Origin of the sequence: Maricaulis sp. (assembly GCF_048269565.1) — a bacterium.
Taxonomy (GTDB): domain Bacteria; phylum Pseudomonadota; class Alphaproteobacteria; order Caulobacterales; family Maricaulaceae; genus Maricaulis.
Genome location: NZ_JBLXIK010000002.1, coordinates 550358 through 576083, shown reverse-complemented (window position 1 = coordinate 576083; position 25726 = coordinate 550358). Strand labels below are relative to the sequence as shown.

Here is a 25726-nt window from a genome sequence, read left to right as displayed (position 1 = left end):
CGGGCGGCTCTCCAGGGGGCCACCCGTTTTCATGTGCCCGTTTTCATGTGTCCGTCTTCAGGATCGAGGCAGGACTGCGAATAGACCGTCACGGCCCTTCCATCGCGCCGAATGTTATACTATATCATTTGGACGAAGACGGACGAAACAACCATGCGCTGGATGCCCCGGATCAATCTGCACAACGGAACGCTCGACCTCACAGGCGTCAGCCTGTCGGCTGTCTGTGTCGCCCACTGCCTGCTGTTTCCGGTCGCGGCCGCCGCCGCACCGATGCTGGCTCCGGGTCTTGGCGAAGTGTTCGGTGCCAGCCATGCCTGGCATCTGGGCCTGCTGGCCATCGCCGCGCCAATCTCGCTGCTGGCCCTGGGCTGGAGCGTTCGCGCCAGCCATGCGCGCTGGCCGGTTCTGGCCATCGGCCTGCTGGGCCTCGCCCTGATGACCGTCGGCGCCCTGCACCTGTCCAGCCCGCTGGTCGAAACCGCCCTGACGCTGACCGGCGTCAGCGTCCTGGCCGCCGCCCATCTGGTCAACTGGCGCAGCCAGGCCCGCGCCGGCCATGACCACATCAAGGATTGCGGCCTGTGTGAGCATGAGCACGCGGCCTGATTCAGACTCCCTCGCGCTGTTGCAATCCCCTGCCAGACGCGTATAAACCCCGCTCTCTTATCACCAGTCTACCGGGCCAAATCGACATGCCCGCTGACTGTTCACACCCTCGGACCGGTTCGCCGGTCCAGCAAAGGAGATGGAAATGTCGAAGATGAAGACCAAGAGCGGCGCCAAAAAGCGCTTCAAGCTCACTGCCACGGGCAAGATCAAAGCCGGTCAGACCGGCAAGCGTCACGGCATGATCAAGCGTACCCCCAAGCAGATCCGCGACAAGCGGGGACAGGTCGTCCTGTCCGCTCAGGATACGAAGATCATCAAGAAATATCTCCCGTACGGCCTTTAAGCCCCCGGCATTGAGTAGGAGCATACCATGTCACGAGTGACATCCGGCCCGGCTACGGCCATCCGCCACAAAAAAGTTATCAAGAAAGCGAAAGGCTATTACGGCCGTCGCAAGAACACCTTCCGCGCTGCCGTCCAGGCTGTGGAGAAGGCCGGCCAGTACGCCTATCGCGACCGCCGTGCCAAGAAGCGCACCTTCCGCGCCCTCTGGATCCAGCGCATCAATGCCGGCGCCCGACTGCACGGCATGACCTATTCGACGATGATGAACGGCCTGAACAAGGCCGGCATCGAAGTCGACCGCAAGGTCCTCTCCGACATCGCCATCCATGAGCCGGACGCCTTCAAGGCCCTGGTTGACCAGGCGCAAGCTGCGCTGGCCTAGGCTGGACGACTGAAGTTACGGAAAAGCCCGCTGGCGCGATGCCGGCGGGCTTTTTTCGTTTTTGGGGGTGCCATCCAAGTCGGGGATCATATCCTGCTGTTGTGTGAGTGCCAGACGCCTCGGCGCCAGGCCCACCACAAACCTCATGCCGAGACTTCGACGGATTGCGAATCATTTGCTGGCGAGACCGCTGCCGGCTTCACTTGTCGGAGAGGGGGTCAGCGCCTTCGCTGAGGATAGCGAGATAGCGCGAGTAGCTGAATACGCGACCACGCTTGCGACCTGTGACTTCTTCAGCCACGCCGAGACGCACCAGATCGGCCAACGCCGCATTCACCGTTGGTGCCGTAAGGCCGGTTTTCTCCACGAGCAACTTGGCCGTCAGATATGGGTTCTGCTGAAACAAGTCATGGACCCGAAGCGCCGAGCCTGCGCGATCGCTTTCCACCGTGATACGGTCCCGATCTTCCTTGAACAATTCGACGATCCGGCTGCCGGCATCGAAAGCCTGATTGGCGGTGTCCGCGACACCAATCAGGAAGAACTCAAGCCAGGCTTCCCACGCGCCATGTTCACGCACGTCCTGAAGCAGCCGGTAATATTCGGAGCGATGCGTTTTGAGGTAGAGGCTCAGATAGAGCAGCGGATTGCGCAATACTCCATTGGCACAAAGATAGAGTGTCACCAGCAAGCGGCCGATCCGGCCATTGCCATCGAGAAACGGGTGGATGGTCTCGAACTGAACGTGGAGCAGGCCGGCTTTGATCAAGGCAGGTAGCCGCGACTCGTCCTCGTGTATGAATCGCTCCAGGGCATCAAGGCAACCGTCCAGTTCCTCGACTGGGGGCGGCACGAAGAGCGCGTCGCCAGGGCGTGTACCACCAATCCAGTTTTGCGAACGCCGGAACTCGCCAGGATTTTTTTTGCCCCCTCGTCCGCTCTGTAGCAGTCGGGCATGCATTTCGCGGATCAGACGCAAGGAAAGTGGCAGATCTTCCAGACGTTCTAGACCGTACATCATGGCATCGACATAGTTCGAGACTTCGCGGACGTCGTCGATAGGTTGACCGGCTTGCGCTTCCGCTTCGAAGCGCAGCAGGTCGGAAAGCGTCGATTGCGTGCCTTCGATCTGCGAGGAAAGAACGGCTTCCTTCCGCACATACATGTAGAGGAAGAGTTCCTGACGGGGGAGCAACATGGTGATACCGTCCAGCCGCCCGAGGGCCCGCTCCGCCCGGCTCAGTGACTCCAGCAGCGTCAGCACGTCGATCGGCGGCACGGGTGGTAGCGATGGCGGCACGAAGGCGCGCACCGGCTCGCCCGCGACGGAGGTTTCGATGAAGCGGCCCAGCCGCAGATTGACGTCGAAATCGCCCATGCGCCGAATATGGAGCGGCACCCTTATTTAAGCAATAGGCGTTTTGCTTAAATAAGAGGAGTGCTAATGTAAGTCCCCTTAATCAGGCGACACCAAGACGCTCCGCCGGGGCCGCGTATCATACGCCCATCCCCCACCCGGCATCCCCCTCCACCGACAAGCCCTGTCGACACCTGAAATGCCAGGCGCTAAACCCGTGCACGACTGGCCAGGGACGAAGACATGACCGATACCGCTGCTCTCGACGCACTCGAAGCCGATGTGCTCGCACAGATCGCCGCCGCGACCGATGCGGCGGCCCTTGATGCCGTGCGCGTCGGGGCGTTGGGCAAGAAGGGGTCTGTCTCGCTGATGATGCGGGGCCTTGGCAAAATGACCCCGGAAGAGCGCCAGGTGATGGGCCCGGCGCTGAATGGTCTCAAGGACCGGCTCGGCGCGGCGGTCGATGCACGCAAGGCGATGCTGGAAGCAGCCGCCCTCGATGCGGCGCTGGCCTCGGAAACCATCGATGTCACCCTGCCGGTGCGGCCGGAACCGCAAGGCTCGATCCATCCGATCACCCAGGTGATGGAAGAGCTCGCCGTGATCTTCGCCGATATGGGTTTTGCCGTCGCCGAAGGCTCGGACGTGGAGGATGACTTCCACAATTTCACCGCCCTCAATTTCCCCGAGGGTCATCCTGCGCGCGATACCCAGGACACCTTCTTCATGCAGCCGGACGCGGAAGGCCAGCGCAAGGTCTTGCGCACCCATACCTCGCCGGTCCAGATCCGCACCATGATGAGCCAGACGCCGCCGATCCGCATCATTGCGCCGGGCCGGGTCTATCGCTGTGACTGGGACCAGACCCATACGCCGATGTTCCACCAGGTCGAAGGCCTGGTGATCGACAGGGAGACCCATATGGGTCACCTCAAGGGCGTGCTGGAGGATTTCCTCGCCGCCTTCTTCGAGACCGACCAGGTGGAAACCCGTTTCCGCCCGCATCACTTCCCCTTCACCGAGCCGTCGGCGGAGATGGATGTGCGCTATGAGCGTGTCGGCCAAGCGGTGAAGGTGGGCTCCGGCGAGCAATGGATGGAGATCCTCGGCTGCGGCATGGTGCATCCGAATGTGATCCGCAATTGCGGCCTCGATCCGGACGAATACCAGGGCTTCGCCTTCGGCATGGGCGTTGATCGCCTCGCCATGCTCAAATACGGCGCCCCGGATCTGCGCGATTTCTTCAATTCCGACCAGCGCTGGCTCGGCCATTACGGCTTCTCGCCGCTGCTGCAGGCGAATATGGCGACAGGGCTGAGCTAGTCATGTGGCGCTGGTTCACCCATAACCACCAGACCCTGACCGGGATCGGCGCCATGCTTGTGGGCATCGCGGCGCTGTTTGTCGCCTGGGACCAGGGCCGGGTGATGCGGGCGCAGCAGCATGGCGCGGTCTATCCCGTGCTCCAGGTCGATGGCTTTGTCTCGACCATGCCGACCGAAGCCAGTATGGGAATTACCGTCGCGAATAATGGCGTCGGACCGGCGCTGATCCGCCGCGTTTCGCTGTATCGCGATGGCGAGTTGCAGTCCGGGCTTGAGGGCTATCGCGCCCAGTTGCCCGATGGCTATAACCTGTCATGGGCCGGGCTGACCGGCCGTGCCCTGGCCCCCAATGAAAGCGTGACCCCGATCAATATCCGGTGGTCGCGCGCGGATATCACCCCGTCCGAGCTCAACGCTGCCGCGTCGAGCTGGAACGCCTGGGAAGTGCGCGTTTGCTATTGCTCTGTGTTCGACCGCTGCTGGGAGACTGTGCCCGCCGGCGGTGCGCTCGCCCGGCGCGTGAACCAGTGCGAAGTCGGCGCCGACGACGCGTTTGAACAATTGGGCGCCGCCAACCCGGCCCCGACATCACCTGAAACGGCCCTATCCCGGCCGGAGGACGAGCAATGAAATTCCCGCTTTCCTGGCTGAAATACCATCTCGAGACCGACGCCTCGCTCGACGAGATTGCCGAAGCCATGACCATGGCCGGGCTCGAGATCGAAGAGATCGACAATCCGGCCGAGAAATTCGGCGCCTTCACGGTCGCCTATGTCCAGGAGGCCGTCGCCCACCCCGATGCCGACAAGCTGCGCGTCTGCACCGTCGAGACGATTGACGGCATCAAACAGATCGTCTGCGGCGCCCCCAATGCCCGGACCGGCATGCGCGCTGTCTATGCACCGCTTGGTGCCTATATTCCGGGCCTGGATTTCGCCCTCGACAAGAAGCCGCGCAAGATCCGCGGCGTCGAAAGCTCGGGCATGATGTGTTCGGCCAAGGAGCTGGAACTCGGCGAGGATCATGACGGGATTATCGATCTCGACGGCGACTGGGCGGTCGGTACGCCGGCTGTCGTGGCGCTCGGCCAGGACGATATCGTCATCGATTTCGAGGTCACCCCCAACCGGCCCGACTGGCTCGGCGTGCGCGGCATCGCCCGCGATCTCGCCGCCACCGGCATCGGCACGCTCAAGGATGTCCCGATCGAGCCGGTTCCGGGCACATTCCCTTGTCCCATCAAGGTCGAGCTCGACTGGCCGGAAGCCTGTCCGGTGTTTGCCGGCCGGCTGATCCGCGGCGTCAGGAATGTCGCCTCGCCGGACTGGATCCAGACCCTGCTCAAATCGATCGGCCTGCGCCCGATCAATGCGCTCGCCGACATCACCAATCTGATCTCCTATGATCGCTGCCGCCCGCTGCACGTCTACGACGCGGCCAAGCTGAGCGGCAATCTGCATGCGCGCCGCGGTGCCGGCGAGCGCGATACCTTCGAAGCGCTCGACAAGAAGAGCTATGCGCCGACCGAGACGATGTGCGTCATCGCCGATGAAGCGCATTGCCTTGGTCTTGGCGGCATCATGGGCGGCACCTATTCGGGCTGCACTGAGGCCACCACCGATGTCTTCATCGAGAGCGCCTGGTTTGATCCGCTGATCACCCGCGCCACCGCCAAGGCGACCGGCATCGACAGCGACGCCAAATACCGCTTCGAGCGCGGCGTCGATCCGCAATCGGTGCGTGACGGCATCGAATACGCGACGCGGCTCATCCTCGACATCTGTGGCGGCGAAGCCTCCGAGACGGTCGTCTTCGGCGAAACGCCTGCGGCGCCGGCCGATATCGAATTCCCGATCACAGAGGTCAAGCGCCTGACCGGGCTCGACCTGCCGCGCGCCGAAATCCTGCGCATCCTGACCACGCTCGGCTTCAAGCCGACCGGTGCCGGCGATGTGCTGACCGTCGGTGTGCCGAGCTGGCGGATGGATTGTGCCTTGAAGGCCGATCTGGTCGAGGAAATCGCCCGCATTCACGGCTTCGACAAGCTGGTCGCGACTTCGCTGGAACGTCCCTCGGTGCGCCGCCAGGCCCCGGCGACGGTGATGCAATTGCGGGCCCGCCATGCCCGCCGCGCCCTGGCCGTGCGGGGCTATCAGGAGGCCGTGACCTGGTCCTTCTGCGAGACCTCGCAGGCAGCGCTGTTTGGCGGTCACGGGACTGGTCTGGCGCTGGAAAACCCGATCTCCTCGGAACTCGACGTGATGCGCCCGACGGCGCTGATCCATCTTCTGACGGCCTTGCAGGCCAATGCCGATCGCGGCCTTGCCGATGCGCGCCTGTTCGAAGTTGGCCCGGTCTATCTCACCGACCAGCCCGACGGCCAATTGCTGGTCGCGACCGGCGTGCGCCGCATCACCTCCGGCCGTCACTGGACCGGCAGCCGGGCGCCGGATGTGTTCGACGTCAAGGCTGATGCCATGGCGGCGCTGGATGCCGCCGGTGCGCCGGCGGGCTCGCTGCAGGTGGCGCCGGAAGCGCGCGACTGGTGGCATCCGGGCCGTTCCGGCGTGCTGCGCCTGGGGCCAAAGAATGTGATGGCCGAGTTTGGCGAGATCCATCCGCGCGTGCTCAAGGCACTGGGGATTGATGGCCGCGTGCTGGCGTTCGAGATTGTGCTCGACGCCATCCCGCAGCCGCGCAAGGCCAACAGCCTCAAGGCCCGCACCCAGCTCGACCGCGCCGATCTGACGCCGGTGAAGCGCGATTTCGCTTTCCTGGTCGACAAGAGCGTCGCCGCCGATGCCCTGATCCGCGCCGCCAAGGGCGCCGACAAGGCGCTGATCAGCGATGTCACCGTGTTCGACGTCTATGACGGCAAGGGTGTGCCCGAGGGCCGGACCTCGCTGGCGATCGAGGTTGTGCTGCAGCCGCGCGACAAGACGCTGACCGATGAGGATATCGACGCCGTCGCCGCCAAGGTGATCGCCAAGGTCACCGGCGCCACTGGCGGTACGCTGCGCAGCTGATGCCGGACCCGCGCCGCCTCGCCAATGCTTCGGCTGACGAACAGCAGGCCTTTCTGGTCGCGGCGGTGCAGGCCAATCCGGTGGCGATGACGGTGCTGCAACGCGCGGCCGCGATGGGTCTGCCCGATCACGGCCTGATGGCCGGCGCCGTCTACCAGGCGGTGTGGAATGCCCTGACCGGGCGCGACCCGGCCCATGGCGTCAATGATTATGATCTCGGCTATTTCGACGCCTCTGATCTGGGTGAAGCGGCCGAGGATGTCGTCATCAAGGCCGGCGATGCCGTGTTTGGCGATCTCGACGCCATCGTCGAAATCCGCAACCAGGCCCGGGTCCATCTCTGGTTTGGCGCCAAGCACGGCGTCACCCGCGCGCCCCTGACCAGCACGACCGATGCCGTCTCGCATTTCGCCTCGCACACCCATGCCGTCGCCGTCCGGCTCGAGACGGCGGGCAAGATGGAGGTGCTGGCGCCCTACGGCCTCGGCGAGCTGTTCTCGCTGCATGTCCGTCCGGTTGAGGCGCTGGCTGACCCGGTCGGCTGGAACGCCAAATGCGAGCGCCAGCAGGCGCTATGGCCGGAAATCACCTTCGAGCGCACCGCACTCGCCTGACAGGTGTTTGTTGCATCCAACATTCAACCTGTTGGAGAAAAAGCAACATTCCCCGGCAGATTGCGAAAATTTATCAACAAACTCGCCTCAGGCGTATGGCGCTGGACAGCACCCACAGCTAGTATGGTTAATAGCGGTTAACCAATGACGGCACCGCGGATGACATCGACGGGGGGTGTCTGGATGATGGATCGGGTTACAGCCCTGCTGACACAGGTCGCGGCGACCATTCTGGTCGTCATCGGGCTTGTGGCCATCCTCGGCTATACCCATTCGCGTGCCTATCGCGCCGGCTATTGTGCCAGCGAATACTGCCCCGAGGACAGCACACGCCCCTGGTGGCGTTTCGGGCGAGCCAGCCCGCCGGGGCCGGCGGATCCAGCCACCGGCTCGACGGACTATCCATCGCGCTATGATCCCGATTTCGGCTATTACAGCCCGGACAGTTACGACAGCCCCGCGACCGGCGACAACGGCAGCCCCTATTCCGGCTCGGTGCTCTATGGCGACGCCGCCGCGAACCGGCCGGGTGACCGCACCGTCAGCGGCAGCAGCGGCCTCTCCTTCAATACCGGGCCGGTGCGCGACCGCGATTCGCGCGGTTTCTCGCTCTTCCCCAACACCCGGTCCCGCTATTTCGAAACCCCGGGCCAGCGCATCTGCGCCGCCGGCCAGGACGGTCCCGACGCGCCGCGCCTGGCGCGCTGCTGGCTCAATGTCGGCGATGCCTACCAGGCGGTCGGCCGCACCGATGAGGCCCGTGATGCCTGGGACCAGTCCCTGATCGCCGGTTCCTATGGCGGCGGCGCCCAGGCCGCGCTGATCGCGCAGCAGCGCCTGCAGACCGCCGTGCTGCAACTCTCCTGTCCGACTTCGACGCAAAGCCTTGCCCGCATCGCCTATGGCGCCAGCGAGCGCGAGGATTCCGGCGACATCATCCAGCTGATTTCGCGCCAGCGGGCCATGGCGGCCCTGGGCTTTTATTCGGGGCCGGTCGATGGTTCCTACGGTCCGGTGACACGGCGCTCGGTGCGCGATTTCCAGCGTGAGATGGGCTTTGACCAGACCGGCGCCCTGAATTCGCAGGAGACGGTGACGCTGATCTGCCATGCCGCTCTCAATGCCCGCGACGCTGATTCCCAGAATCTGCTCGGCATCATGTTCGCGACCGGGCTCGGCGTGGAACAGAATATCGACTCGGCTCTGGAATGGCTCGACACCGCCGCCGATCGCGGCAATGGCAGCGCCAATTTCAATCTCGCCCTGATCTATGGCACCGGCACGATCCAGGGCAGCTACCGCCTCTGCGGCCTGATCGAGAGCCCGGAGCGCGCCGACAGCTATCTGCGCCGCGCCGCCGATCTCGGACATGAGCGCGCCCGCCGCCTGCGCCAGGAATTCACCGGTGGCGACAGCCCGGCGGATCGCTGGGCCGGCATTTCGCGGGCATTGCTGGCGGAAGCCGAGCGCACGGGTGACCGTTTTTATCTGGCCTGGCAGCAGCGCGTCGACGAGGCGCGCCGCGAGAACGGGCAGGAACTCAACCTGCCCGGCTGTTACCAGGCCGCCATGGACGGGGGGCATTCCGCTGCGGCCGAGAACGGCCAGGCGGATTGACGGGGATACTGGAAGGACTTGCACCGATGAAAAAACTGACGCTATGCCTGCTTGCGGCGACCATGATGTCGGCCTGCGCCACCAGCACGCCTCCGGGCGGCCGCGCGGTGCCGCCACATTCGCATCCGGCTCCGCCGCAACCGCGCCCGGCCGACACCGTCGGCCCCGCCACCGCCATGTGCCATGTCGCCGGGCTGGCCGAACAGCGCCTCGCCATGCTCGAGGAGATCCACCGCTATCGTGAAGCCATCCGGGTCGATTCCGGGCGTTCGGCCAGTGTCGCCAACACGCAGACCCAGGAATTGATCGCCGCCTTCGAGACCGATCTCGACGGCTCCTACCGTTTCGCCACCGCCTCCTGCCGCACCTATAATCGCTGCCTGGAGGAGAACCGCTTCGACGAGGCGCGCTGCCAGGACACGGCGCGGCTGTGGCATGAGGGCCAGGACCGCTTTCACGATCTGTCGCTGCAGCTGGCCGCGGTGCGCGAGCGCATCGCCTCGGGCTGCACCAGCTGTTCACCGCGCGACGTCGCGCCTGCCGACCGGCCCTACCGCCATCGTCACAACACGCCGCCGGCCGATGATCTGCTCGGCTCGGTCTTCTCGACCGGCGAGCATCACTGACGCCGGATCTCTCGCGCTCAGGCCGGATTGTGGGCGCGCTCGTGCCGGGCCTGGGCCAGGATCTGGAAAGCGGAGCTGAGGAAAAGCCCGGCCATGCCGACCGCGACGATGATGTCGGGCCAATGGCTATGGGTGAGCCAGACAATACCGGCCGAGACGAAAACGGCGATATTGCCGATCGCATCATTGCGCGAGCACAGCCAGACCGAACGCACATTGGCGTCGCCATCGCGCCAGCGCATCAGGATCAGCACGCTGATCACATTCGCCGCCAGTGCCAGCAGCGCGATCCCGCCCATCAGTTCCGCCACCGGCTGGGCGACAAAGACCGCCCGGTAAAGCGCCAGTGCGAGAATTGAGGCGCCCATCACGAACAGGCTGCCGGCCTTGATCAGGGCGGCATTGGCGCGCCAGCGGGGCGGCTTGCCGATCACCCAGAGCGAGAGCCCGTAGGTCGCGGCATCGGCGATGAAATCGAGGGCATCGGCCTTGAGCGCCTGGGACTGGGCCGCGGCCCCGGCGAGCATTTCGACCACGAACATGCCGGCATTGATAATGATGACCGCGATCAGGGCGCGCCGGAAACCGGGGCTCATCCCGTCAAACTGCTTGGCCTCGCAACAACTTCCCGACATCACATCCGCTCCTTGCCATTGGCTTCAGGAACACCCTAATCTCTCTAGTCACTAGAGGTTCAAGAAGAAATGTCAGACCTGTCGATTGGAAAGCTGTCGCGGGCGAGCGGGGTGAAGGTCCCGACTATCCGCTATTACGAAAATATCGGACTGCTGGCCGCACCGCCGCGATCTGAAGGCGGTCAGCGGCGCTATGACAAGGCCGATATCGAACGCCTGCGCTTCATCCGCCATGGCCGGGCGCTCGGCTTTGGTCTCGATGACCTGCGCGCGCTGCAGGAACTCTCAGACCGGCCGAGCCAGTCCTGCGAGCGCGCCGACGCCATCGCCAGCCGGCAGCTGGCCGAGGTCGAGCGCCGCATTGCCGGGCTGGAGGCGGTGCGCGCCGAGCTGGCGCGCATGCTCGAGCATTGCGCCCATGGCGAGGTCGATCAGTGCCGGGTGATCGAGACGCTGTCGGATCACGCCCTGTGTGAGCACGATCACCCCGGGATCGACTGACGTCCGGTATCAGAAACTGCCGCCGATGCGGTTTTTCCAATAGCCGACATCCTCGGCATATTTGCCGACGATCTCGCCGAGCACATTCTCCAGCAACAGGCTGTCGAAACCGATCCATTCGTCCTGGTTGATCTCGTCGATACTGGCCATCGAACGGCGCAGGAAGACGGCATAGATGCTGACCAGCACCACGAAGAGGATCAGGAAGATCACCCCGAGATCGGCCAGCCGCGCGCCGGCATCGAAACCGGTCCATTCGCTCAGGCCGAGATTGAGCCCGGCCAGGACGACGGTGAAGAGCAGCGGCACGAAGACCAGATAATAGCCGGAATTTCGCAGCATCTGGAACATGATGTTTCGCACGAAGGTCTCGATGAAAAAGATCCGCTGCGCGATCCAGAGCACATTGGTGTGCCACATGCGCGCCGAGTGCGAGAATTTCGCCGCATCCTTTTCCTGGCCCACAGTGACCGATTTGGCCTGGCCTTCGGCGGTGCGGAAATGGTCGTTGAGACGAGCGAGATAGCGGGTGACGAAATTGGATAATTCGCGGAAATTATTGCGCTGATACGGCACGTATTCCATGAAATAGATGATCCACATCGCAAACGCACCGCCGATTGTCGATAACGCCGCGAACATCGCCTGGCTGAGATCGGTGGCGCTCATGGTGACCGGGCCGAAGGACATCGGGCCGGCGAGCTCGATCAGGCTGCCATCATTGTAGAGCAGGTTGATGATCAGCACGGTGGCGATGATGGCCGAGAAGACCACGGTCAGCTTGCGGACATTGGAATTGATCGTCTTGCGCATCTCGTTGAGCAGATACAGCGCGCCGCAATCGACCGGGAAATACTCCGCGATCACCGCGCCTTCCTCGTCCTCATACAGGTTTTGCGGATTGGCCGAAATCTTGACGCGCCCATTGAGGAAGGCCGAGCCCTGGCGGTAATAATCCTCGGCGACCTCCAGCGTCAGCTCGCCGGGCGTGCGGATATAGCCGACGGTGACACCGGTCCAGTGAAACAGGAATCCATGCCGTTTCAGGTGCGAATCCTCGTGCGCGAAGTCGGCGCCGAGGGCTTTCTCGGTCTCGGTGCGGGAGCGGGCAGCGCGTGACAGCGCGGCCCAGGCGCTCGGCCCCATATGCGCGGGGCGCACCGAACCGGGTCCGGCGCGGGTGACGGCTTTCAGGCCGAGCAGCTTGCCGATCGGGCGGAAAATCGGGGCGGTGATGCGGCCAAGGATCTGGAAGGGGATTTGCCGCGCCAGCATCAGGACGAACAGAACCCCGATGCCGACCAGCAGGACCAGGCCGCTGATAGTACTGCCTTCACTCATGACACTCTCCCCTCGGCTGTTTTCAGCCCCTCTGCCCGCTACACTATCGCGCAATAAAGCGCGGCGGTAGTGCGGGATAGCCTCACTTTCAATCCCGCTTGCACGCTCGCGCCCTGTCAGGTCTGAGTGGCGGTATTGTTTGATTTGACGAGGGTTTACAATGTCAGGACTACGCGCGGGCCTGTGTTTGATCGTGCTGGCGGCGACGCCGGCCTGGGGGCAGGGGAAGGCCGGGCCAGTGGCGGCGCCCGATCTCGATGCCCGCTTCGCCGAACTCGACCGGCAGGTCTTCGAGCTGGGATATAATGGCTGCGATCTGGACCTGTTGGCGCAGCTGACCAGCGAGGGCCTTGAATTCTACCATGATGTCGGCGGCGTCACGCTTGGCCGCGCCGCCTTCATCGACAGCATCGACAACAATATCTGCCGCGACGATTTTCATGTGACCCGGACCCTGGTCCCCGGCTCGCTGGTGCTGCACCCGCTCTATGACAATGGCGTGCTCTATGGCGCCGTGCAGAGCGGCGAGCATTTGTTCAGCATTGTCCGTCCCGGTGAGGCGCCGGAACTGACCGGCCGCGCCGGCTTCACCACGTTGTGGCGGCTGGAGGGTGATGACTGGCGGATGTCACGCGTGCTCAGCTATGACCACCAGCCGATCTCCGAGGCTGACGGGCACTAGCGCTCAGACGATATCGAAGGCCGGGTGATATTCGATCCGCGTGCCGCGCGGCAGATTGGGCGCGCCATTGAGCGCCATGACCTGGAAGGCATTGCCGGTCTTGTCTTCCGGGTCGCCCGTCCAGTGCAGGTCGAGCGACGGCGCCGGCTCGAAGCCGAAGCGGCTGTAATAGTCCGGATCGCCCAGCACGATGCAATAGGTCGGCCCCAGCGTGCGGATGAAGTCGAGTCCGGCCTCGATCAGCGCCGCGCCGATGCCGCGATTCTGGTAGTCCGGCAGCACAGCCACCGGCCCGAGGGCGAGACCGGGAATTTCCGCACCGGCACCGGTTTTCGCGGTCGCCGGGGAAAACATGACGACGCCGGCGATCACGCCATCGAGCTCGGCAATGAGTTCGAGCGTATCGGCATCGGCGGCGCGCAGCGCGACCGTCAGCTGCGCCTCGCCCGGCTCGGGAAAAGCGGCCCGCAACAAGGCATCAACCCCGGCATGATCCTCTGACTCGCAGGGGCGTATCTGCACTAGAAGGGGAACCAGGCACGGCGGCGGCTATAGGCGAGATAGCCGACATTGGCGCCGGCGCGCAGGCCAACGCCGGAGCGGATCGGCGCCAGGGTAATGTTGTCGGCGCGCTGATAGTTCACGCCCATGCCGGCAACGAGATAGGCCGTGCCCTCAACGCCGGGGAAGCGCTGGAACAAGAGCGCCGGATCCTCGAGATTATAGACCAGCACGAAGACGCGGCTGGCATTGCCGCCGGCATCCCAGCCGACCGAAGGGCCGCGCCAGTAAACCTTCTCGCGCACACCGTTCTTCATGGTGAGATAGCCTTCGCCATAGCGCAGGCCGACCCCGACCGCGCCGGAGACTTCCTCGCCGGCGACATAGCCGACCGGGCGTCCGAGATCGGAAAAGACACGCTCGAGCGTGCTGGCGGCGGCTTCGGCGGTGACGCCGAAGAAATCGCTGACGGCATCGGTCAGCTCGTCCTGGGAATAGGTGTCAACGGGATCGGAATACTGGCTCGGCTGCCCGTAATCCGGATCCTGCGCGAAGGCAGGGCCCGCGAGGCAGACGGTCAGGGCGGCGATGGTGGCGGCAAGGATGCGCATGGGAAACCTCCGGTCGCTAAAATCAGGTACCGGCTTATCAGCCGGGATTACGGCGACAGCGCGGCGAAACGGTTATCGTCAGGTTAACAGGCAGAAAATCCCGGCCTCGCTCGGCGCGGTTCCGGTGTGCTAGCGTGCCGCTCCCGGGGAGCAAGTCATGACTTCAGCACACTTGAGCGACGTTATCATCATCGGGGCCGGTCTGTCCGGCCTGCGAGCAGCGGACCTGCTCGGGGACCGCCATGACATCGTCCTGCTCGAGGCGCGTGATCGCGTCGGCGGCCGGGCGCTGGCGCACACTTTCGCCAATGGCGACACCGCCGATCTCGGCGGACAATGGGTCGGGCCAGGCCAGGACCGGCTCTATGCCCTGATCGAACGCCTCGGCATGACGACCTATCCGCTCTGGGACAGCGGCGACCGGCTGATCCTCAACCGCGAAAAGCTCGGCCGCTATACCGGCACCATCCCGAAACTGCCGCCGCACGTCCTGCTCAATGTGCATCTGATGATGACCCGTTTCGACGCCATGGCCGCCGAGCTCGACCCCGCCAGCCCGTGGACGCACCCGAAGGCCACCGAATGGGATCAGCAGACGGTCGGCCAGTGGATGCACAAACACGCCTTCACCCGCCAGGCCTTCGATATCTTTGCCGTCGGGATCGGCGCTGTCTTCACCGCCGAGCCGCATGAAATCTCATTGCTGCATGCGCTCTTCTATGCCCGCGCCGGCACCTCGCTCGACAATCTCCTCGCCACCACCGGCGGGGCGCAGCAGGACCGGGTGCATGGTGATATGGCCGGGGTGGCGCAGCGTCTGGCGGCGGGGCTGGGTGACCGGGTGAGACTGAACCATCCGGTCGAGCGGATCGCGTGGGGTGATGACGGTGTCACGGTGACCGCCGCCGGCACACGCTTCAGCGCCCGCCGCGCCATCCTCGCCCTGCCGCCAACCCAGGCCGTGCGCCTGCGCTATGACCCGGTCCTGCCCTCGCGCCGCGCCGCCCTGTGGCAACGCATGCCGCCAGGGGCCTGTATCAAGTGCATCGCCCAGTATGAGACGCCCTTCTGGCGCGAGAACGGGCTGGCGGGCCAGGCGGTCGGGCCCGATCTCGAGGTCCGTGTCACCTTCGACAATAGCGAGGCGGGCAAGACGGCGGGCCTGTTGCTCGGCTTCATCGAGGGCGATCATGCCCGCCACTGGTCCGGCCGCGACCCGGACGAGCGCAAGGCGGCGGTGCTGGCCGCCTTCGCCCGCCTGTTTGGCGATCAGGCGCTCAATCCGATCGATTATGTCGACCAGGACTGGATCGCCGAAGAGTATACCCGCGGCTGCTATGCCGCGCTGATGGGACCGGGCGTGTGGACCTCACTCGGCATGGAATTGCGCCAGCCGGTCGGCCCGATCCATGTCGCCGGCACCGAGACCGCCACGCGCTATTACGGCTATTTCGAAGGCGCGCTGCAGGCGGCCGAACGCGCAGTCGAGGAGGTGGAGGCGGCGCTCGCGGCGGGCTGAGCCCCGCGCCTCACTCGCCGGCCGGGCCCAGCGGCAGCAGGGTCAGCGCCGCACCATCGAGACCGTCGCTGACAAACAGCGCCTCCCCGGCAATGGCGATATTGCTGCCGTCGGAGCCCATGTCCCAGAGCTGGCCGCGTAGATAGGCCGTCATGCCAAACTCCGCCCCGCCCGAGGCCAGCCGCCCGGCCAGGGCATGGCGCTGCCAGGCCTCACCCTCGGTGAGACGGCCGGCATCGGTGCGGTCGACATCATCGGGCCAGCCGGTGGTATAGCCGCCCCAGGGCTGGTCCCAGACATTGGCGGGTTGCAGGAAGGCGGGCACGGCGATGATATCGGCATCAAGCGCCCGGACGCTGGCATAGAGATCGGGATGCCAGCTATCGGCGCAGATCAGCACCGCCAGACGCCCCGGCGGGGTCTCGAACACCGGCAGGTTTTCTGCGGGCCAGGCGGCGGTGAAGGGCGTCTCGCTCGGGATCGGGTGGGATTTGCGCACCAGTTGCGGATCGATCGAGCCGTCGGGGTGGAACAGGGCGGCAGTGTTGTAGAGCGGGCCATCGCCGGCGATCAGCACGCCGTTCTCGACGCGCGGTTCGCTCAGCACGATCGAGCCGGCGGCAATGGTGACGCGGTACTCGGCCGCCAGGGCAGAGAAGACGGCCTGGTAGTCGCGCGCCATCGCATCGGCGCGCATGCGGAAGATCGCCGCCGCCATGCGGTCCGCCTCGTCCGAGCCGAGCCAGGCTGCGGCAAAGCGTAGCGGATTGGCGGCGACCAGCGTGCCCATCGCGGCCGCTGTGGTGTCAGCGGTGAAGGCCGGGCGCGGCGCGCCGGCGGCGACCAGCCAGGTGCCGACATGCTCGGGAAACACGATGATCGAGCCCGGTTCGGCATCAATTTCATCACGGATTTCATCAAGATAGCCCGCCAGCCGTTCATGCAGCGCTGCGGCGCTGTGATAATGGCCCGGCTCGAGCCAGGGCTGGACCCCGACCAGGTAGGGCCCCTCACCCGCCGCGGCCCGTTCGATGGCGCGCAGCTGCAGGTCCGGATCGGGTGTCAGGCTTGCGGGCTGGCGCCACATGCCCCACATCAACAACAGAGTGATCGTTGCAATCAGTGTGATGGCGATGATCCGCACAGATTTGTCTCCGGTCCGGTGAAGGCCGGCGGGAGCATCGTCTGCACCGCCCGCCCGATCAAGCGGCGGCGGCGGACAAGATGGTGAATTCTTAATTTTCCAGCCATGCGCGGAAGAGATAGGTTCGCCGCAACGAATTGACCCGAGAGGACCTGTCATGCGTCATCTGATGATGATTTCCGTCAGCACCGCCGCCCTGTTTGCCGCGGCCTGCACCCCTGCCGACCAGACCACCGCAACCGCGCCTGCCAATACATCAACCACCACCGAAACCACGGAGACCGTCATGTCCTCAAACCCGCTGCTCGCGGAATGGACCGGCCCGTTCGGCGGTGTTCCGGACTTCGACAATGCCAGCCTTGACGATCTCGAGCCGGCGCTGGAAGAGGGCATGGCGCTCAATCTCGCCGAGATCGAGGCCATCGCCGGCAATCCCGAACCGGCCACGTTCGAGAACACCATCGTGGCGATGGAACGCGCCGGCAAGCCGCTCAGCAATGTCTTCCGCTATTGGGGCATCTGGTCGTCCAACATGTCGACGCCGGAATTCCGCGCCATCCAGGCCGAAATGGCCCCGCGCCTGTCGGCCTTCTCCTCGCAGATCACCCAGAATGCCGCGCTCTTCGCCCGCGTCCGCGCCGTCTATGAAGGCGAGGAAATGGCGACCCTGCGCCCCGACCAGCAGCGCCTGGTGCAGCTGACCTATGACGGTTTCGCCCGCAATGGCGCGACACTGGAAGGCGCAGCCGCCGAGCGCTATGCCGCGATCGACCAGCGTCTGTCCGAGCTCTACACCGCCTTCTCGTCCAACCTGCTGCATGACGAGGAAAACTACGTCCATTACCTCAGCGCCGACCAGCTTTCCGGCCTGCCGGACGGCTTCGTCCAGGCTTCGGCCTCGGCCGCGACCGCGCGCGGTCATGAGGGCGAATACGCCATCACCAATACCCGCTCCTCGATGGATCCCTTCCTGACCTTCTCCGACGAGCGCGATCTGCGCGAAATCGTCTGGCGGGATTACTATAATCGCGGCGATAATGGCGACGAGTACGACAATAACGCCCTGATCATGGAAATCCTCGCCCTGCGCGACGAACGCGTCGAACTGCTGGGCTATGAGAATTACGCCCAGTGGCGTCTGGAAAACCGCATGGCCGGCACGCCGGAACGCGCGATGGAATTGATGGAAGGCGTCTGGACCGCCGCCGTCGCCCGCATCCATGAGGAAGTCGCCGACATGCAGGCGCTGGCCGACAGCGAAGGCGCCGATATCACCATCGCGCCCTGGGATTATCGCTATTACGCCGAGAAAGTGCGCGCCGAGCGCTATGATCTCGATAGCGAGGAAGTCAGCCAGTATCTCCAGCTCGACAATCTGCGCGAGGGCATGTTCTACGTCGCCGGCGAATTGTTCGGCTTCAACTTCACCGAACTGCCCGAAGGCACCGTCTCGGTCTGGCACCCGACCGTGCGCGTCTGGGAAGTCACCGATCGCGACACCGGCGCCAATGTCGGCCTGTGGTATCTCGACCCCTATGCCCGCACCGGCAAGTCCTCGGGCGCCTGGGCCAACAGCTTCCGCGGTCACACCACGTTTGACGGCGAGACCAATGTGCTGGCGACGAATAATTCCAACTTCGTCGAGCCGGCACCGGGCCAGCCCGTCCTGGTTTCCTGGGATGATGCGACCACCTTCTTCCACGAATTCGGCCACGCCCTGCACGGCCTGTCCTCGAATGTCGCCTATCCGACCCTCAATGGCGGCGTGCGCGACTTCACCGAATTCCAGTCGCAATTGCTCGAGCGCTGGCTTTTGACCGACCCGGTGGTCAACAACTATCTGGTCAATGTCGATGGCGAGCCGATGCCGCAGGAATTGATCGCCCGCATCCGTGCGGCGGCCAATTTCAACCAGGGTTTCTCGACCGGCGAATATCTCGCCTCCGCCCTGATGGACATGGCCTATCACATGACCCCGCCCGAAGAGATCGGCGATCCCGACACCTTCGAGCGCGAGACCCTGGAACGCCTCGGCATGCCCGATGAAATCGTCATGCGTCACCGCAGCCCGCAATTCGGGCATGTGTTCGAGGGCGAAGGCTATGCCACCGGTTATTACGGCTATATGTGGGCCGATGTCCTGACCGCCGATGCCGCCGAAGCCTTTGAAGAGGCCGGCAGCTATTACGATCCGGAGACCTCGCACCGCCTGGTCGAAACCCTGTTCGCCCCGCGCAACTCGGTCGACCCGGGCGAAGCCTACCGCGCCTTCCGCGGCCGCGACGCCGACCCGCAAGCCCTGATGCGCGACCGCGGCTTCCCGGTCACCGAATAGCGCTTTCGGGCCTCACGACATGCAACGGCCGGCGGAGCGATCCGCCGGCCGTTTGCGTTTGGGGATGGGGGGGGGACAATCACCCGCCTCTTCCTTGATGGAAGAGGTGCGCCGGACGCAGTCCGGGGCGGAGCTGGTGAAGATGACAATCTCCCCCCCCGTGACCCCCATCACACGCCCGGCGCGCCGCCCCGTGCCAGCCTGCCACCATGACCCGCCCGATGGTCAAACTCGCGCGCACCCTCAGAAAGCGCATGACCCCGCATGAAGTCCGGCTCTGGGCCCGGCTGAAAACCTGGCGGGCCGAGGGCTTTGTGTTCCGGCGCCAGGTCCCGCTCGGCCGCTATATCGTCGACTTCGCCTGTTTCACGCCCAAGCTCGTCATCGAAGTCGATGGCGGCCAGCACAGCGAGGACGACCACCGCGCAGCCGACGCCATCCGCGATGCCTGGCTCGAGGCCGAGGGCTTTCGCGTCGTGCGCGTCTGGAACATGGATGTGTACAACAATATGGACGGCGTCCTCACCGCCATCCGCGACGCCCTCGAAGCCGGCCTGCGCGATATGCGCCAGCCCTGAGATGGCAGCCAGGAGATGGGCGCGCGAGGCCGTCACCAGCTCCGACGCCTTCGGCGCCACCTCTTCCATCAAGGAAGAGGAGGGGGATTATCGCGAACCGCCAGCCTGACCCCTCCTCTTCCTTGATGGAAGAGGTGCGCCGGACGCAGTCCGGGGCGGAGCTGGTGGCGATGACGGGCGCTACGCCTGCGCCTTCGCCCGCTCCTGGTTCAGCGCAAACAGCCTTGCCAGCACCTCGTCATCGCTGAGCCCGTCCGGCCAGCCATAGGCGGCAGCGACGGCGCTATCGAGGGCCTTGTGGGCGTGGTCGAGCCAGGCCGGGCGGGCATTGTAGAGATTGGTCAGGGTGCGCTTTTTCAGCTCTTTGGCGGCGGCCTCGTCGACCGGCAATATCCGGTCGGGATAGCCCGGCACCATCTGCTGGATCGACGAGCGCCAGAGTGTCGGCACGTCTCAGAAATGGGGCCAAAGGCCTTCGGTGTCCGTCCTCTAAAGTTTCGAAACTCGATCATCTATTCGGGGCTAATCCCCATTGTTCATCGATTCAAAAAGGCGGCGCTGCGAATGAATCTCCAAACGAGCGTCGTGAGGAAACTCGACACCAAATAAGCTGCCCAGGTCACGTACGACACGCACGAAATGATGCGCCATGTTCCACCGACGCCATGTTGTGGCGTTGCCAACCGAGGAATATCCGTTTGCGGCTCGGACCAATTCGCGGTCCGCAACAGAATACGTCTCACCAGCGAATTCGGGATGTCTCACTAAACGCTTAAGCACTTGTCGCATCACCGGCGAATACTCACCCTCACTCGCGCCCCGTATCACCACGGTGTCCGTGGCGGTCGTATATCTGACATGGGGTATAGGTCTCCCGCCGCTTGGCTTCTTCGGGAAACTAATGGCGCCACTGTCAGCTCCAAAATCACTGAAACCAATTCGGGCCGTCGGGATGCCACTAGTGAGGGCCATCCCCGAAAAGATCGACCACTCGTGACGCGGTATCGAGCATTCTCCCCCAGCATCGGCGGGATTCTTCGACGGGAAGCTCGAAGCCTGAAAAATGATGCACCCCCACGGCGCCAACTCCGACAACCCTGCGATAATTCCAGCGACCGATTCTGTCGCCAAGTCTGGTCTCAGTTCCGCGCCGGTAAAGTCTACGAATAGCTCGCAATCTTTTGCTGCCACTCCCAAAGATTTAAGGCCTTCAATCAGCAATTCATCATCTAGGTCTTCATGTGAGATGTGGATTGCAGCGCGCGGATACGTTTCTCGGATAAGTGATTTCCAAACCGGACTCCCCACCTCGCCAATTGGGACGACGGGGATAAGCTGAGAATTTCTCTGTGCAGCCTGTCGGTGAAGCTTTTGTAGACCGACATCGTCCAAGTCGTTCAAGACATGCTGAACATCGATATATGCCGGAAGGATTGGCCAGTGCCGTCCAATCCGATCGCCGACTACGTAAGCGATCTCGTCAGCGTTTAACGACCGCCCCTTCTCTGGGTCCCGCTCTCGCAACGGTGGAACGACGAAATACGGAATTATCTGGGCGCGGATATCAGCTCGAAGGCTCGACAACGCGGTGTACTCGCCTTCTTTAAAACGAAGGGCTGGACGATATATGACCATCACTTACACATTCTCCACGTTGAGGAGCTGGGACCTCACAGCACCTCGTCCAATATAACTTGAAAACAACGAATAATCATTTCGTTCTCGTCGAATTCGACCAAAAGCGATGGCGGGGTTGATCCCGATTTCCATTGCAAGCTTTTCAACAACACGGGGCGCTCTAGCGATTCTAGCGTTCGATTTTCGCCATATTTCACTTGGTATTAGCAATTCAGAGGCAAACGAATCAGCTTCGCGCTCTTGTTCATCATCGGAGGGTATCTCTAGTTGGTCAAAGAAGCCGCCGGCCAGCCCTGTTTTTCTATGCAAGACGATATGTCCAACTTCGTGCATCAAACTGAACCAGAAGTTGCTTAGATCGTCTTGCCTCAGCGTTAGACCAATGATCGGCGTTTCGTCATCCATAAACGCCGCGCCGTCGATTGTTAGGCCTGGAATCTGGGGCTCAGCGATGAGTATGACGCCCTGCTCCAGAAGTAGCGTACGCGCCCTCGATGGGCCGTCCGAAAGTACGCTCAACTTTGGAAGCTCTGCGATCCAGCCAATCTGGGTCGGATCGTACCGAGAAATCCCGGCAGCAATAATTTCCCTTGCTCGCGAGGACACACGCGCGCGCCATGCGTGGAGCAAGACATCTTCGCTATGATCGACAACGTTTAGGCCCGTCCGCAACAAGGTGGGGCTTCCAAAATCAACTCGGTTCTCGGCAATGAACTGGCGAAGCTTGTCCTCACTCATCTCCGTCGTGAACCAGCCGCTTTTGCGCCCGTGTTTTAGAATTTTCCGAATGTCATCTCGGGAGACATCATCAATAACTTTGTCTAGCCCCCGGAACTGCAGCTGTGGCTCTACCGTTGCATTCAGCCTCACCCCTAAGAGTGCTGCAATTCGAGTGTAGTTCTTTAGGCTAATTGTTCGGTAACGGTCAGCTTCATATCGTTGAATTTGTTGTTCTTTGACACCCATACGCCACGCCAAGTCGCGTTGCGTGTAACCCTTTGCTATCCGACCGACGATTAATACCAAGCCAGGATCTTTTCCCGCGCGCCTTTCCAGCGCCTCAGCCGAACCCGTCTCCTTGGCAGCGCGATAGGATTCAATTGCATCGCACAAGTCATCGTGTTCAGCCCGAAGCGCCGCGTCGATCTTCTCCAGAACTTCGGATGGCAGCCCCTCGGTTAGTCGCGTGAACACATTACTCTGTTCCATGACCTTCCCGAATTCGGCAAGCCGGGACTGGGCGTCTCGAAGGCCCGTTTCGTTGAGGATCAGTTTCGTGCTCATGCGCATCTGATACACAACGTTAATGTTGTGGTCAAGGGGCAACAACAATAATGTTGTGCGCGTGAGGGGCCTGTAAATCAGCAACAGCCGGCCAGACCCATCACCCGCCTCTTCCTTGATGGAAGAGGTGCCCGCAAAGCGGGCGGAGCTGGTGAAGATGACGGGCGCGGCGGCGCTCGATTTGCCCGCTTATCCCCCACCGCCGACAATTATCTCACGTCATCCCGGCGCAGGCCGGGACCTCGATATAGCAGGCTCGGAGCCCGGTCGTTCGAGGTCCTGACTTGCCTCAGGATGACGAATTTTTGGTGATGTTATCCCCACCCCCTCCAGCTGCGCTTATGCTTGCAGCGTTCCGGTCGCACGGGAGGCGTGAGCTCAGTCAATCGCGGCGGTCGGGAGCGTGCAGCCTGTCCGGGCAGAGGGGTGACATCCCGAGCGCTGGCAGGGCGTCCAGAAGGGTCTGACGGCACTAAACGACCGACCTGAGTACCTTTTTGGATTGGAACCGGGGTGGAGACAGCCCGAGAAAACTGCACGTGCGGGACGTCACGAATGTCACGCTAATAAAACTACCGGTTACCGGCATTCGCCGGCGTCCCGCACCCTCCCACTCCGGGAGGCACCACCCAAACCTCCAGCGGCGAGCCGCGTGGAGATTTTCGTGCAGGATCAGACCGCGCGTTCGTGGAACTGGCCGTGACGCTGATAGGGGATGAGATAATCGGGGACGATGGCTTCAATGGTTTCGCCGTCAATGCCGAGATCGGCCAGGGTCTTGGCGCCGTCGGCCACGACATTGTCGATCGCCAGCTGGGTCAGCTGGTCGCGCGTGATCACGGGCTGGACGAAGGGCAGGATCGCGGCCAGTTCCGACAGGAAGGCGATCGGGGTCGCCAGCGCGAAGGGCAGCGGCAGCAGGAAGCGCCGGCGGTCGATGGCCTCGAGCGTGAAGCGCATCAGATCCTTGAAGGTGTAAACGCCCGGTCCGCCCAGCTCATAGGTCTCGCCGCGTGCGGCCTCGCTGGTCAGTGCGGTGAGCACGGCCTGGGCGACATCGCCGGCATAGACCGGCTGGAAACGGGTCTTGCCGCCACCGAACAGCGGCAGGACCGGCAGGAATTGCGCCATGCCGGCGAAACGATTGAAGAAGCCGTCGCCATGGCCGAAAATGATCGAGGGCCGCAGGATCGTCGCGGTCGGCAGCGCCGCCTTCACGAAGGCCTCGCCCTCGGCCTTGGAGCGCGCATAACGCGAGGGGCTGTCGGCATCGGCACCGATCGCCGAGACATGCACCAGCGCCGGGATGCCGGCTGCGGCGGCGGCTTCGGAAATGGTCCTGGCGCCCTGGGCATGCAGGCGGGTGAAGGTCTGGCGGCCGCTCTCATTGAGCACCCCGACCAGATTGACCACGCCGCTGGCGCCCTCGACGGCGCGCTCGACCGAAGCGGGAACGCGCACATTCGCCTGCACCAACTGCACCTGACCGACCACACCGGTGACACGCAGGTCCTGGGCCAGGTGCGGCCGGCGCGTCGCGACGCGGACCCGGTAGCCGGCCTTGGACAGGGCGCGAACCACATGACGGCCGACAAAGCCGGAGCCGCCGAATACGGTGATGATTTCGTCACGAAGCATGGTTTCATCCTTGCGCAAGCTGAGCCTGGTCCGGGTAGACCAAAAATCGCGCATTCTGTCCATGAGGCAATGCGCCTGCAGCGCCGCACCGCGCCACGCCGCCCGCCGTGTGCAGTCCACTGAGCACCCGGCGTTGACAGAAAGCCGGGCCTTCTTTACCTACCCGCTTCCACACCTGCCCAGGTGGCGGAATTGGTAGACGCGCTAGCTTCAGGTGCTAGTTTCCGAAAGGAAGTGGAAGTTCGAGTCTTCTCCTGGGCACCACTGGACCTCCTGCATGACGGACAACTGTGACCTGCCTCGCACCGGGGCCGGCGTTTTGCCGTGTCCGGGGCGGGTTCAACGCAGGCGTTTTTCGAGTCCGTCAAGGTCGAGCAGGGCGGCGGTTTTCTGGTCGATGCGGGAGCCGAACAGATTGACCGTCAGCATCGCCTCTTCCTCCGGCGGCGGCTGGCAGACCTGGTAGAGCGGCTCGGGCATCTGCATCGAGACATTCAACCCCATGGCGATGGCTTCCTGCGGCATGATCGGCGCCTGGTGATTGCGGCCGCTGCCGATCAGCTCATTGGTCAGGGCGCAGCTCTCATTACCGCCATTATGAGCCGGATTGACATAGTCGCAGGCGAATTCCTTGGCTTCCTTGACCGCCTGTTTCGCCATTTTGGCGATCACCAGCATCTGGTCATTGATGCGGTCATTGCTCTTGTCATCGAGCAGTTCGGCCAGCAGCGGCGCCGGCAGGCCGCCGAGCTGCGGGTCGATCGGGCCGATCACGGCGCTGGAGCCGAGCACGATCTCGTCACAGGCCAGCGCGATCATCGTGCCGGCCGACCAGGCACTGTAGGGGATGAAGGCGGTCTTGCGGCCGCGATGATGCTTGAGGGCGTGCAGGATCTGCTGCGCCGCGTGCAACAGCCCGCCCGGCGTATGCAGGATGATGTCGACCGGCGCATCGGGACCGGCGGCGCGCAGGGCGTCAATGGCCTCGATGGCGGTGTGCTCGTCGACATATTCATAGGGCAGATGATGCACCACCCGCAGCACGACACTGCCGCGCGCCCGCTGGAAGGCCTCGATCCCGGCCTGGATCCGGGCACGATGCGCATCGGCCGGGCTCATGCCGGGCGGCAGGCCCTCGCCGCCATCGCCCTGCCGCGCCGTCACGCGAGGCGCGGACATCGTCTTCGCTGCCGTCTCTCCCGCACGCCGTTTCGGCCGGCCACGAAGGCCGAACGCGCCCAGCACCACCGCACTGACCGATGCCAGGCCCAGCCATTCGGCCAGACCCAGTGCGCCCATGATTTCCAGCATTTCGCATCCCCCCGTTTGCGCGGCCGGCGACCGGTCGAAACCGTTGCAGCCGGGCCTTGCCTGTCCGGCAGTATTGCCGCCCCGGCCGCAAGCTTACAGCC

Annotated in this window: 24 protein-coding genes, 1 tRNA gene and 1 pseudogene; 15 read left to right on the top strand and 11 right to left on the bottom strand. The window is 63.7% G+C overall.

All coding sequences use genetic code 11. The features are described 5' to 3' along the window. The first annotated feature begins 153 nt into the window (after window positions 1-153). From ACN0YL_RS06310 to rplT, 3 genes are all read left to right on the top strand, one after another. Window positions 154-609 carry a MerC domain-containing protein gene (locus ACN0YL_RS06310; RefSeq protein ID WP_417497379.1) on the top strand — a complete coding sequence of 152 codons (456 nt, stop codon included), beginning with the start codon at window positions 154-156 and terminating at the stop codon, window positions 607-609. A 145-nt stretch (window positions 610-754) separates the two neighbouring features. Continuing rightward, window positions 755-955 (top strand): 50S ribosomal protein L35, encoded by a 201-nt coding sequence (rpmI, locus tag ACN0YL_RS06305; protein WP_091769909.1) that lies wholly within the window; start codon window positions 755-757, stop codon window positions 953-955. Between the two features lie 27 nt (window positions 956-982). Then, window positions 983-1339: a 50S ribosomal protein L20 gene (gene rplT / locus ACN0YL_RS06300; protein ID WP_417467656.1), complete on the top strand. Its 357-nt coding sequence runs from the start codon at window positions 983-985 to the stop codon at window positions 1337-1339. A 199-nt stretch (window positions 1340-1538) separates the two neighbouring features. On the opposite strand, the gene ACN0YL_RS06295 is transcribed toward rplT, so the two are convergent. Continuing rightward, window positions 1539-2717, bottom strand: a complete 1179-nt coding sequence (locus ACN0YL_RS06295) for a Fic family protein (RefSeq protein ID WP_417490433.1) — start codon at window positions 2715-2717, stop codon at window positions 1539-1541. 222 nt (window positions 2718-2939) lie between these two features. Here ACN0YL_RS06295 and pheS point away from each other — a divergent pair, with 222 nt between their 5' ends. From pheS to ACN0YL_RS06265, 6 genes are all read left to right on the top strand, one after another. Continuing rightward, a complete protein-coding gene (pheS, locus tag ACN0YL_RS06290) occupies window positions 2940-4022 on the top strand; it encodes a phenylalanine--tRNA ligase subunit alpha (RefSeq protein WP_417497378.1) in 1083 nt (360 codons plus the stop codon). 2 nt (window positions 4023-4024) lie between these two features. Continuing rightward, complete coding sequence (locus ACN0YL_RS06285; RefSeq protein ID WP_417490431.1) at window positions 4025-4654, top strand: hypothetical protein; 630 nt, start codon at window positions 4025-4027, stop codon at window positions 4652-4654. Beyond that, window positions 4651-7050, top strand: a complete 2400-nt coding sequence (pheT, locus tag ACN0YL_RS06280) for a phenylalanine--tRNA ligase subunit beta (RefSeq protein WP_417497377.1) — start codon at window positions 4651-4653, stop codon at window positions 7048-7050. Before ACN0YL_RS06285 ends, pheT begins: the two co-directional genes overlap by 4 nt. Beyond that, window positions 7050-7664, top strand: coding sequence for a nucleotidyltransferase family protein (locus ACN0YL_RS06275; protein WP_417497376.1), 615 nt, complete (start codon window positions 7050-7052; stop codon window positions 7662-7664). Before pheT ends, ACN0YL_RS06275 begins: the two co-directional genes overlap by 1 nt. A gap of 159 nt (window positions 7665-7823) precedes the next feature. After that, window positions 7824-9281: a peptidoglycan-binding protein gene (locus tag ACN0YL_RS06270; protein WP_417497375.1), complete on the top strand. Its 1458-nt coding sequence runs from the start codon at window positions 7824-7826 to the stop codon at window positions 9279-9281. Window positions 9282-9307: 26 nt separating this feature from the next. Further along, entirely contained in the window at window positions 9308-9907 is a 600-nt protein-coding gene (locus ACN0YL_RS06265; RefSeq protein WP_417490427.1) for a hypothetical protein, read from the top strand. Between the two features lie 17 nt (window positions 9908-9924). Here ACN0YL_RS06265 and ACN0YL_RS06260 read toward each other — a convergent pair whose 3' ends face one another. After that, window positions 9925-10542 (bottom strand): cation transporter, encoded by a 618-nt coding sequence (locus tag ACN0YL_RS06260; protein ID WP_417497374.1) that lies wholly within the window; start codon window positions 10540-10542, stop codon window positions 9925-9927. Between the two features lie 69 nt (window positions 10543-10611). On the opposite strand from ACN0YL_RS06260, the gene ACN0YL_RS06255 reads away from it, so the two are divergent. Further along, a complete protein-coding gene (locus ACN0YL_RS06255; RefSeq protein ID WP_417490425.1) occupies window positions 10612-11043 on the top strand; it encodes a MerR family transcriptional regulator in 432 nt (143 codons plus the stop codon). A gap of 9 nt (window positions 11044-11052) precedes the next feature. Here the strand turns inward: ACN0YL_RS06255 and ACN0YL_RS06250 are convergent, their stop codons facing one another. Next, entirely contained in the window at window positions 11053-12384 is a 1332-nt protein-coding gene (locus tag ACN0YL_RS06250; RefSeq protein WP_417467671.1) for a hypothetical protein, read from the bottom strand. A gap of 160 nt (window positions 12385-12544) precedes the next feature. Between ACN0YL_RS06250 and ACN0YL_RS06245 the strand changes: the two genes are divergently transcribed. Beyond that, on the top strand, window positions 12545-13066 hold the full coding sequence (locus ACN0YL_RS06245) for a nuclear transport factor 2 family protein (RefSeq protein ID WP_417497373.1): 522 nt from the start codon (window positions 12545-12547) through the stop codon (window positions 13064-13066). Window positions 13067-13069: 3 nt separating this feature from the next. Here the strand turns inward: ACN0YL_RS06245 and ACN0YL_RS06240 are convergent, their stop codons facing one another. Beyond that, on the bottom strand, window positions 13070-13588 hold the full coding sequence (locus ACN0YL_RS06240) for a GNAT family N-acetyltransferase (protein WP_417497372.1): 519 nt from the start codon (window positions 13586-13588) through the stop codon (window positions 13070-13072). Further along, window positions 13588-14178 carry a DUF1134 domain-containing protein gene (locus tag ACN0YL_RS06235; protein WP_417497371.1) on the bottom strand — a complete coding sequence of 197 codons (591 nt, stop codon included), beginning with the start codon at window positions 14176-14178 and terminating at the stop codon, window positions 13588-13590. The genes ACN0YL_RS06240 and ACN0YL_RS06235 overlap by 1 nt, the downstream gene beginning before the upstream one ends. A gap of 172 nt (window positions 14179-14350) precedes the next feature. Between ACN0YL_RS06235 and ACN0YL_RS06230 the strand changes: the two genes are divergently transcribed. Further along, a complete protein-coding gene (locus tag ACN0YL_RS06230; protein ID WP_417497370.1) occupies window positions 14351-15697 on the top strand; it encodes a flavin monoamine oxidase family protein in 1347 nt (448 codons plus the stop codon). A 10-nt stretch (window positions 15698-15707) separates the two neighbouring features. Here ACN0YL_RS06230 and ACN0YL_RS06225 read toward each other — a convergent pair whose 3' ends face one another. Then, window positions 15708-16784 (bottom strand): carbon-nitrogen hydrolase family protein, encoded by a 1077-nt coding sequence (locus ACN0YL_RS06225; RefSeq protein WP_417497369.1) that lies wholly within the window; start codon window positions 16782-16784, stop codon window positions 15708-15710. Between the two features lie 214 nt (window positions 16785-16998). Here ACN0YL_RS06225 and ACN0YL_RS06220 point away from each other — a divergent pair, with 214 nt between their 5' ends. Beyond that, window positions 16999-19176: a M3 family metallopeptidase gene (locus ACN0YL_RS06220; RefSeq protein WP_417497368.1), complete on the top strand. Its 2178-nt coding sequence runs from the start codon at window positions 16999-17001 to the stop codon at window positions 19174-19176. A gap of 209 nt (window positions 19177-19385) precedes the next feature. Further along, window positions 19386-19754 (top strand): endonuclease domain-containing protein, encoded by a 369-nt coding sequence (locus tag ACN0YL_RS06215; protein ID WP_417497367.1) that lies wholly within the window; start codon window positions 19386-19388, stop codon window positions 19752-19754. A 180-nt stretch (window positions 19755-19934) separates the two neighbouring features. On the opposite strand, the pseudogene ACN0YL_RS06210 reads toward ACN0YL_RS06215, so the two are convergent. The 4 genes and pseudogenes from ACN0YL_RS06210 to ACN0YL_RS06195 form a co-directional block, all read right to left on the bottom strand. Then, a pseudogene (locus tag ACN0YL_RS06210) lies at window positions 19935-20174 on the bottom strand (type IIL restriction-modification enzyme MmeI); the annotation flags it as partial. Between the two features lie 102 nt (window positions 20175-20276). Beyond that, the gene (locus ACN0YL_RS06205) at window positions 20277-21389 is read right to left on the bottom strand and encodes a beta family protein (RefSeq protein WP_417497366.1); all 1113 of its coding nucleotides are present in this window, start codon (window positions 21387-21389) and stop codon (window positions 20277-20279) included. 3 nt (window positions 21390-21392) lie between these two features. Then, window positions 21393-22676, bottom strand: coding sequence for an ImmA/IrrE family metallo-endopeptidase (locus tag ACN0YL_RS06200; protein ID WP_417497365.1), 1284 nt, complete (start codon window positions 22674-22676; stop codon window positions 21393-21395). A gap of 672 nt (window positions 22677-23348) precedes the next feature. Further along, on the bottom strand, window positions 23349-24314 hold the full coding sequence (locus tag ACN0YL_RS06195; protein WP_417497364.1) for a complex I NDUFA9 subunit family protein: 966 nt from the start codon (window positions 24312-24314) through the stop codon (window positions 23349-23351). Between the two features lie 177 nt (window positions 24315-24491). On the opposite strand from ACN0YL_RS06195, the gene ACN0YL_RS06190 reads away from it, so the two are divergent. Further along, window positions 24492-24578 (top strand) — tRNA-Leu (locus tag ACN0YL_RS06190). A 75-nt stretch (window positions 24579-24653) separates the two neighbouring features. On the opposite strand, the gene ACN0YL_RS06185 is transcribed toward ACN0YL_RS06190, so the two are convergent. Next, complete coding sequence (locus ACN0YL_RS06185; RefSeq protein ID WP_417497363.1) at window positions 24654-25625, bottom strand: SDH family Clp fold serine proteinase; 972 nt, start codon at window positions 25623-25625, stop codon at window positions 24654-24656. Between the last annotated feature and the right edge of the window lie 101 nt (window positions 25626-25726).

Bases quoted from the DNA above. Each gene is read 5' to 3' on its own strand.
- ACN0YL_RS06310 (WP_417497379.1), top strand. From the start codon at position 154: ATGCGCTGGATGCCCCGGATCAATCTGCACAACGGAACGCTCGACCTC.
- rpmI (WP_091769909.1), top strand. From the start codon at position 755: ATGTCGAAGATGAAGACCAAGAGCGGCGCCAAAAAGCGCTTCAAGCTC.
- rplT (WP_417467656.1), top strand. From the start codon at position 983: ATGTCACGAGTGACATCCGGCCCGGCTACGGCCATCCGCCACAAAAAA.
- ACN0YL_RS06295 (WP_417490433.1), bottom strand. From the start codon at position 2,717: ATGGGCGATTTCGACGTCAATCTGCGGCTGGGCCGCTTCATCGAAACC.
- pheS (WP_417497378.1), top strand. From the start codon at position 2,940: ATGACCGATACCGCTGCTCTCGACGCACTCGAAGCCGATGTGCTCGCA.
- ACN0YL_RS06285 (WP_417490431.1), top strand. From the start codon at position 4,025: ATGTGGCGCTGGTTCACCCATAACCACCAGACCCTGACCGGGATCGGC.
- pheT (WP_417497377.1), top strand. From the start codon at position 4,651: ATGAAATTCCCGCTTTCCTGGCTGAAATACCATCTCGAGACCGACGCC.
- ACN0YL_RS06275 (WP_417497376.1), top strand. From the start codon at position 7,050: ATGCCGGACCCGCGCCGCCTCGCCAATGCTTCGGCTGACGAACAGCAG.
- ACN0YL_RS06270 (WP_417497375.1), top strand. From the start codon at position 7,824: ATGACATCGACGGGGGGTGTCTGGATGATGGATCGGGTTACAGCCCTG.
- ACN0YL_RS06265 (WP_417490427.1), top strand. From the start codon at position 9,308: ATGAAAAAACTGACGCTATGCCTGCTTGCGGCGACCATGATGTCGGCC.
- ACN0YL_RS06260 (WP_417497374.1), bottom strand. From the start codon at position 10,542: ATGTCGGGAAGTTGTTGCGAGGCCAAGCAGTTTGACGGGATGAGCCCC.
- ACN0YL_RS06255 (WP_417490425.1), top strand. From the start codon at position 10,612: ATGTCAGACCTGTCGATTGGAAAGCTGTCGCGGGCGAGCGGGGTGAAG.
- ACN0YL_RS06250 (WP_417467671.1), bottom strand. From the start codon at position 12,384: ATGAGTGAAGGCAGTACTATCAGCGGCCTGGTCCTGCTGGTCGGCATC.
- ACN0YL_RS06245 (WP_417497373.1), top strand. From the start codon at position 12,545: ATGTCAGGACTACGCGCGGGCCTGTGTTTGATCGTGCTGGCGGCGACG.
- ACN0YL_RS06235 (WP_417497371.1), bottom strand. From the start codon at position 14,178: ATGCGCATCCTTGCCGCCACCATCGCCGCCCTGACCGTCTGCCTCGCG.
- ACN0YL_RS06225 (WP_417497369.1), bottom strand. From the start codon at position 16,784: ATGTGGCGCCAGCCCGCAAGCCTGACACCCGATCCGGACCTGCAGCTG.
- ACN0YL_RS06220 (WP_417497368.1), top strand. From the start codon at position 16,999: ATGCGTCATCTGATGATGATTTCCGTCAGCACCGCCGCCCTGTTTGCC.
- ACN0YL_RS06215 (WP_417497367.1), top strand. From the start codon at position 19,386: ATGACCCGCCCGATGGTCAAACTCGCGCGCACCCTCAGAAAGCGCATG.
- ACN0YL_RS06205 (WP_417497366.1), bottom strand. From the start codon at position 21,389: ATGGTCATATATCGTCCAGCCCTTCGTTTTAAAGAAGGCGAGTACACC.
- ACN0YL_RS06200 (WP_417497365.1), bottom strand. From the start codon at position 22,676: ATGAGCACGAAACTGATCCTCAACGAAACGGGCCTTCGAGACGCCCAG.
- ACN0YL_RS06195 (WP_417497364.1), bottom strand. From the start codon at position 24,314: ATGCTTCGTGACGAAATCATCACCGTATTCGGCGGCTCCGGCTTTGTC.
- ACN0YL_RS06185 (WP_417497363.1), bottom strand. From the start codon at position 25,625: ATGCTGGAAATCATGGGCGCACTGGGTCTGGCCGAATGGCTGGGCCTG.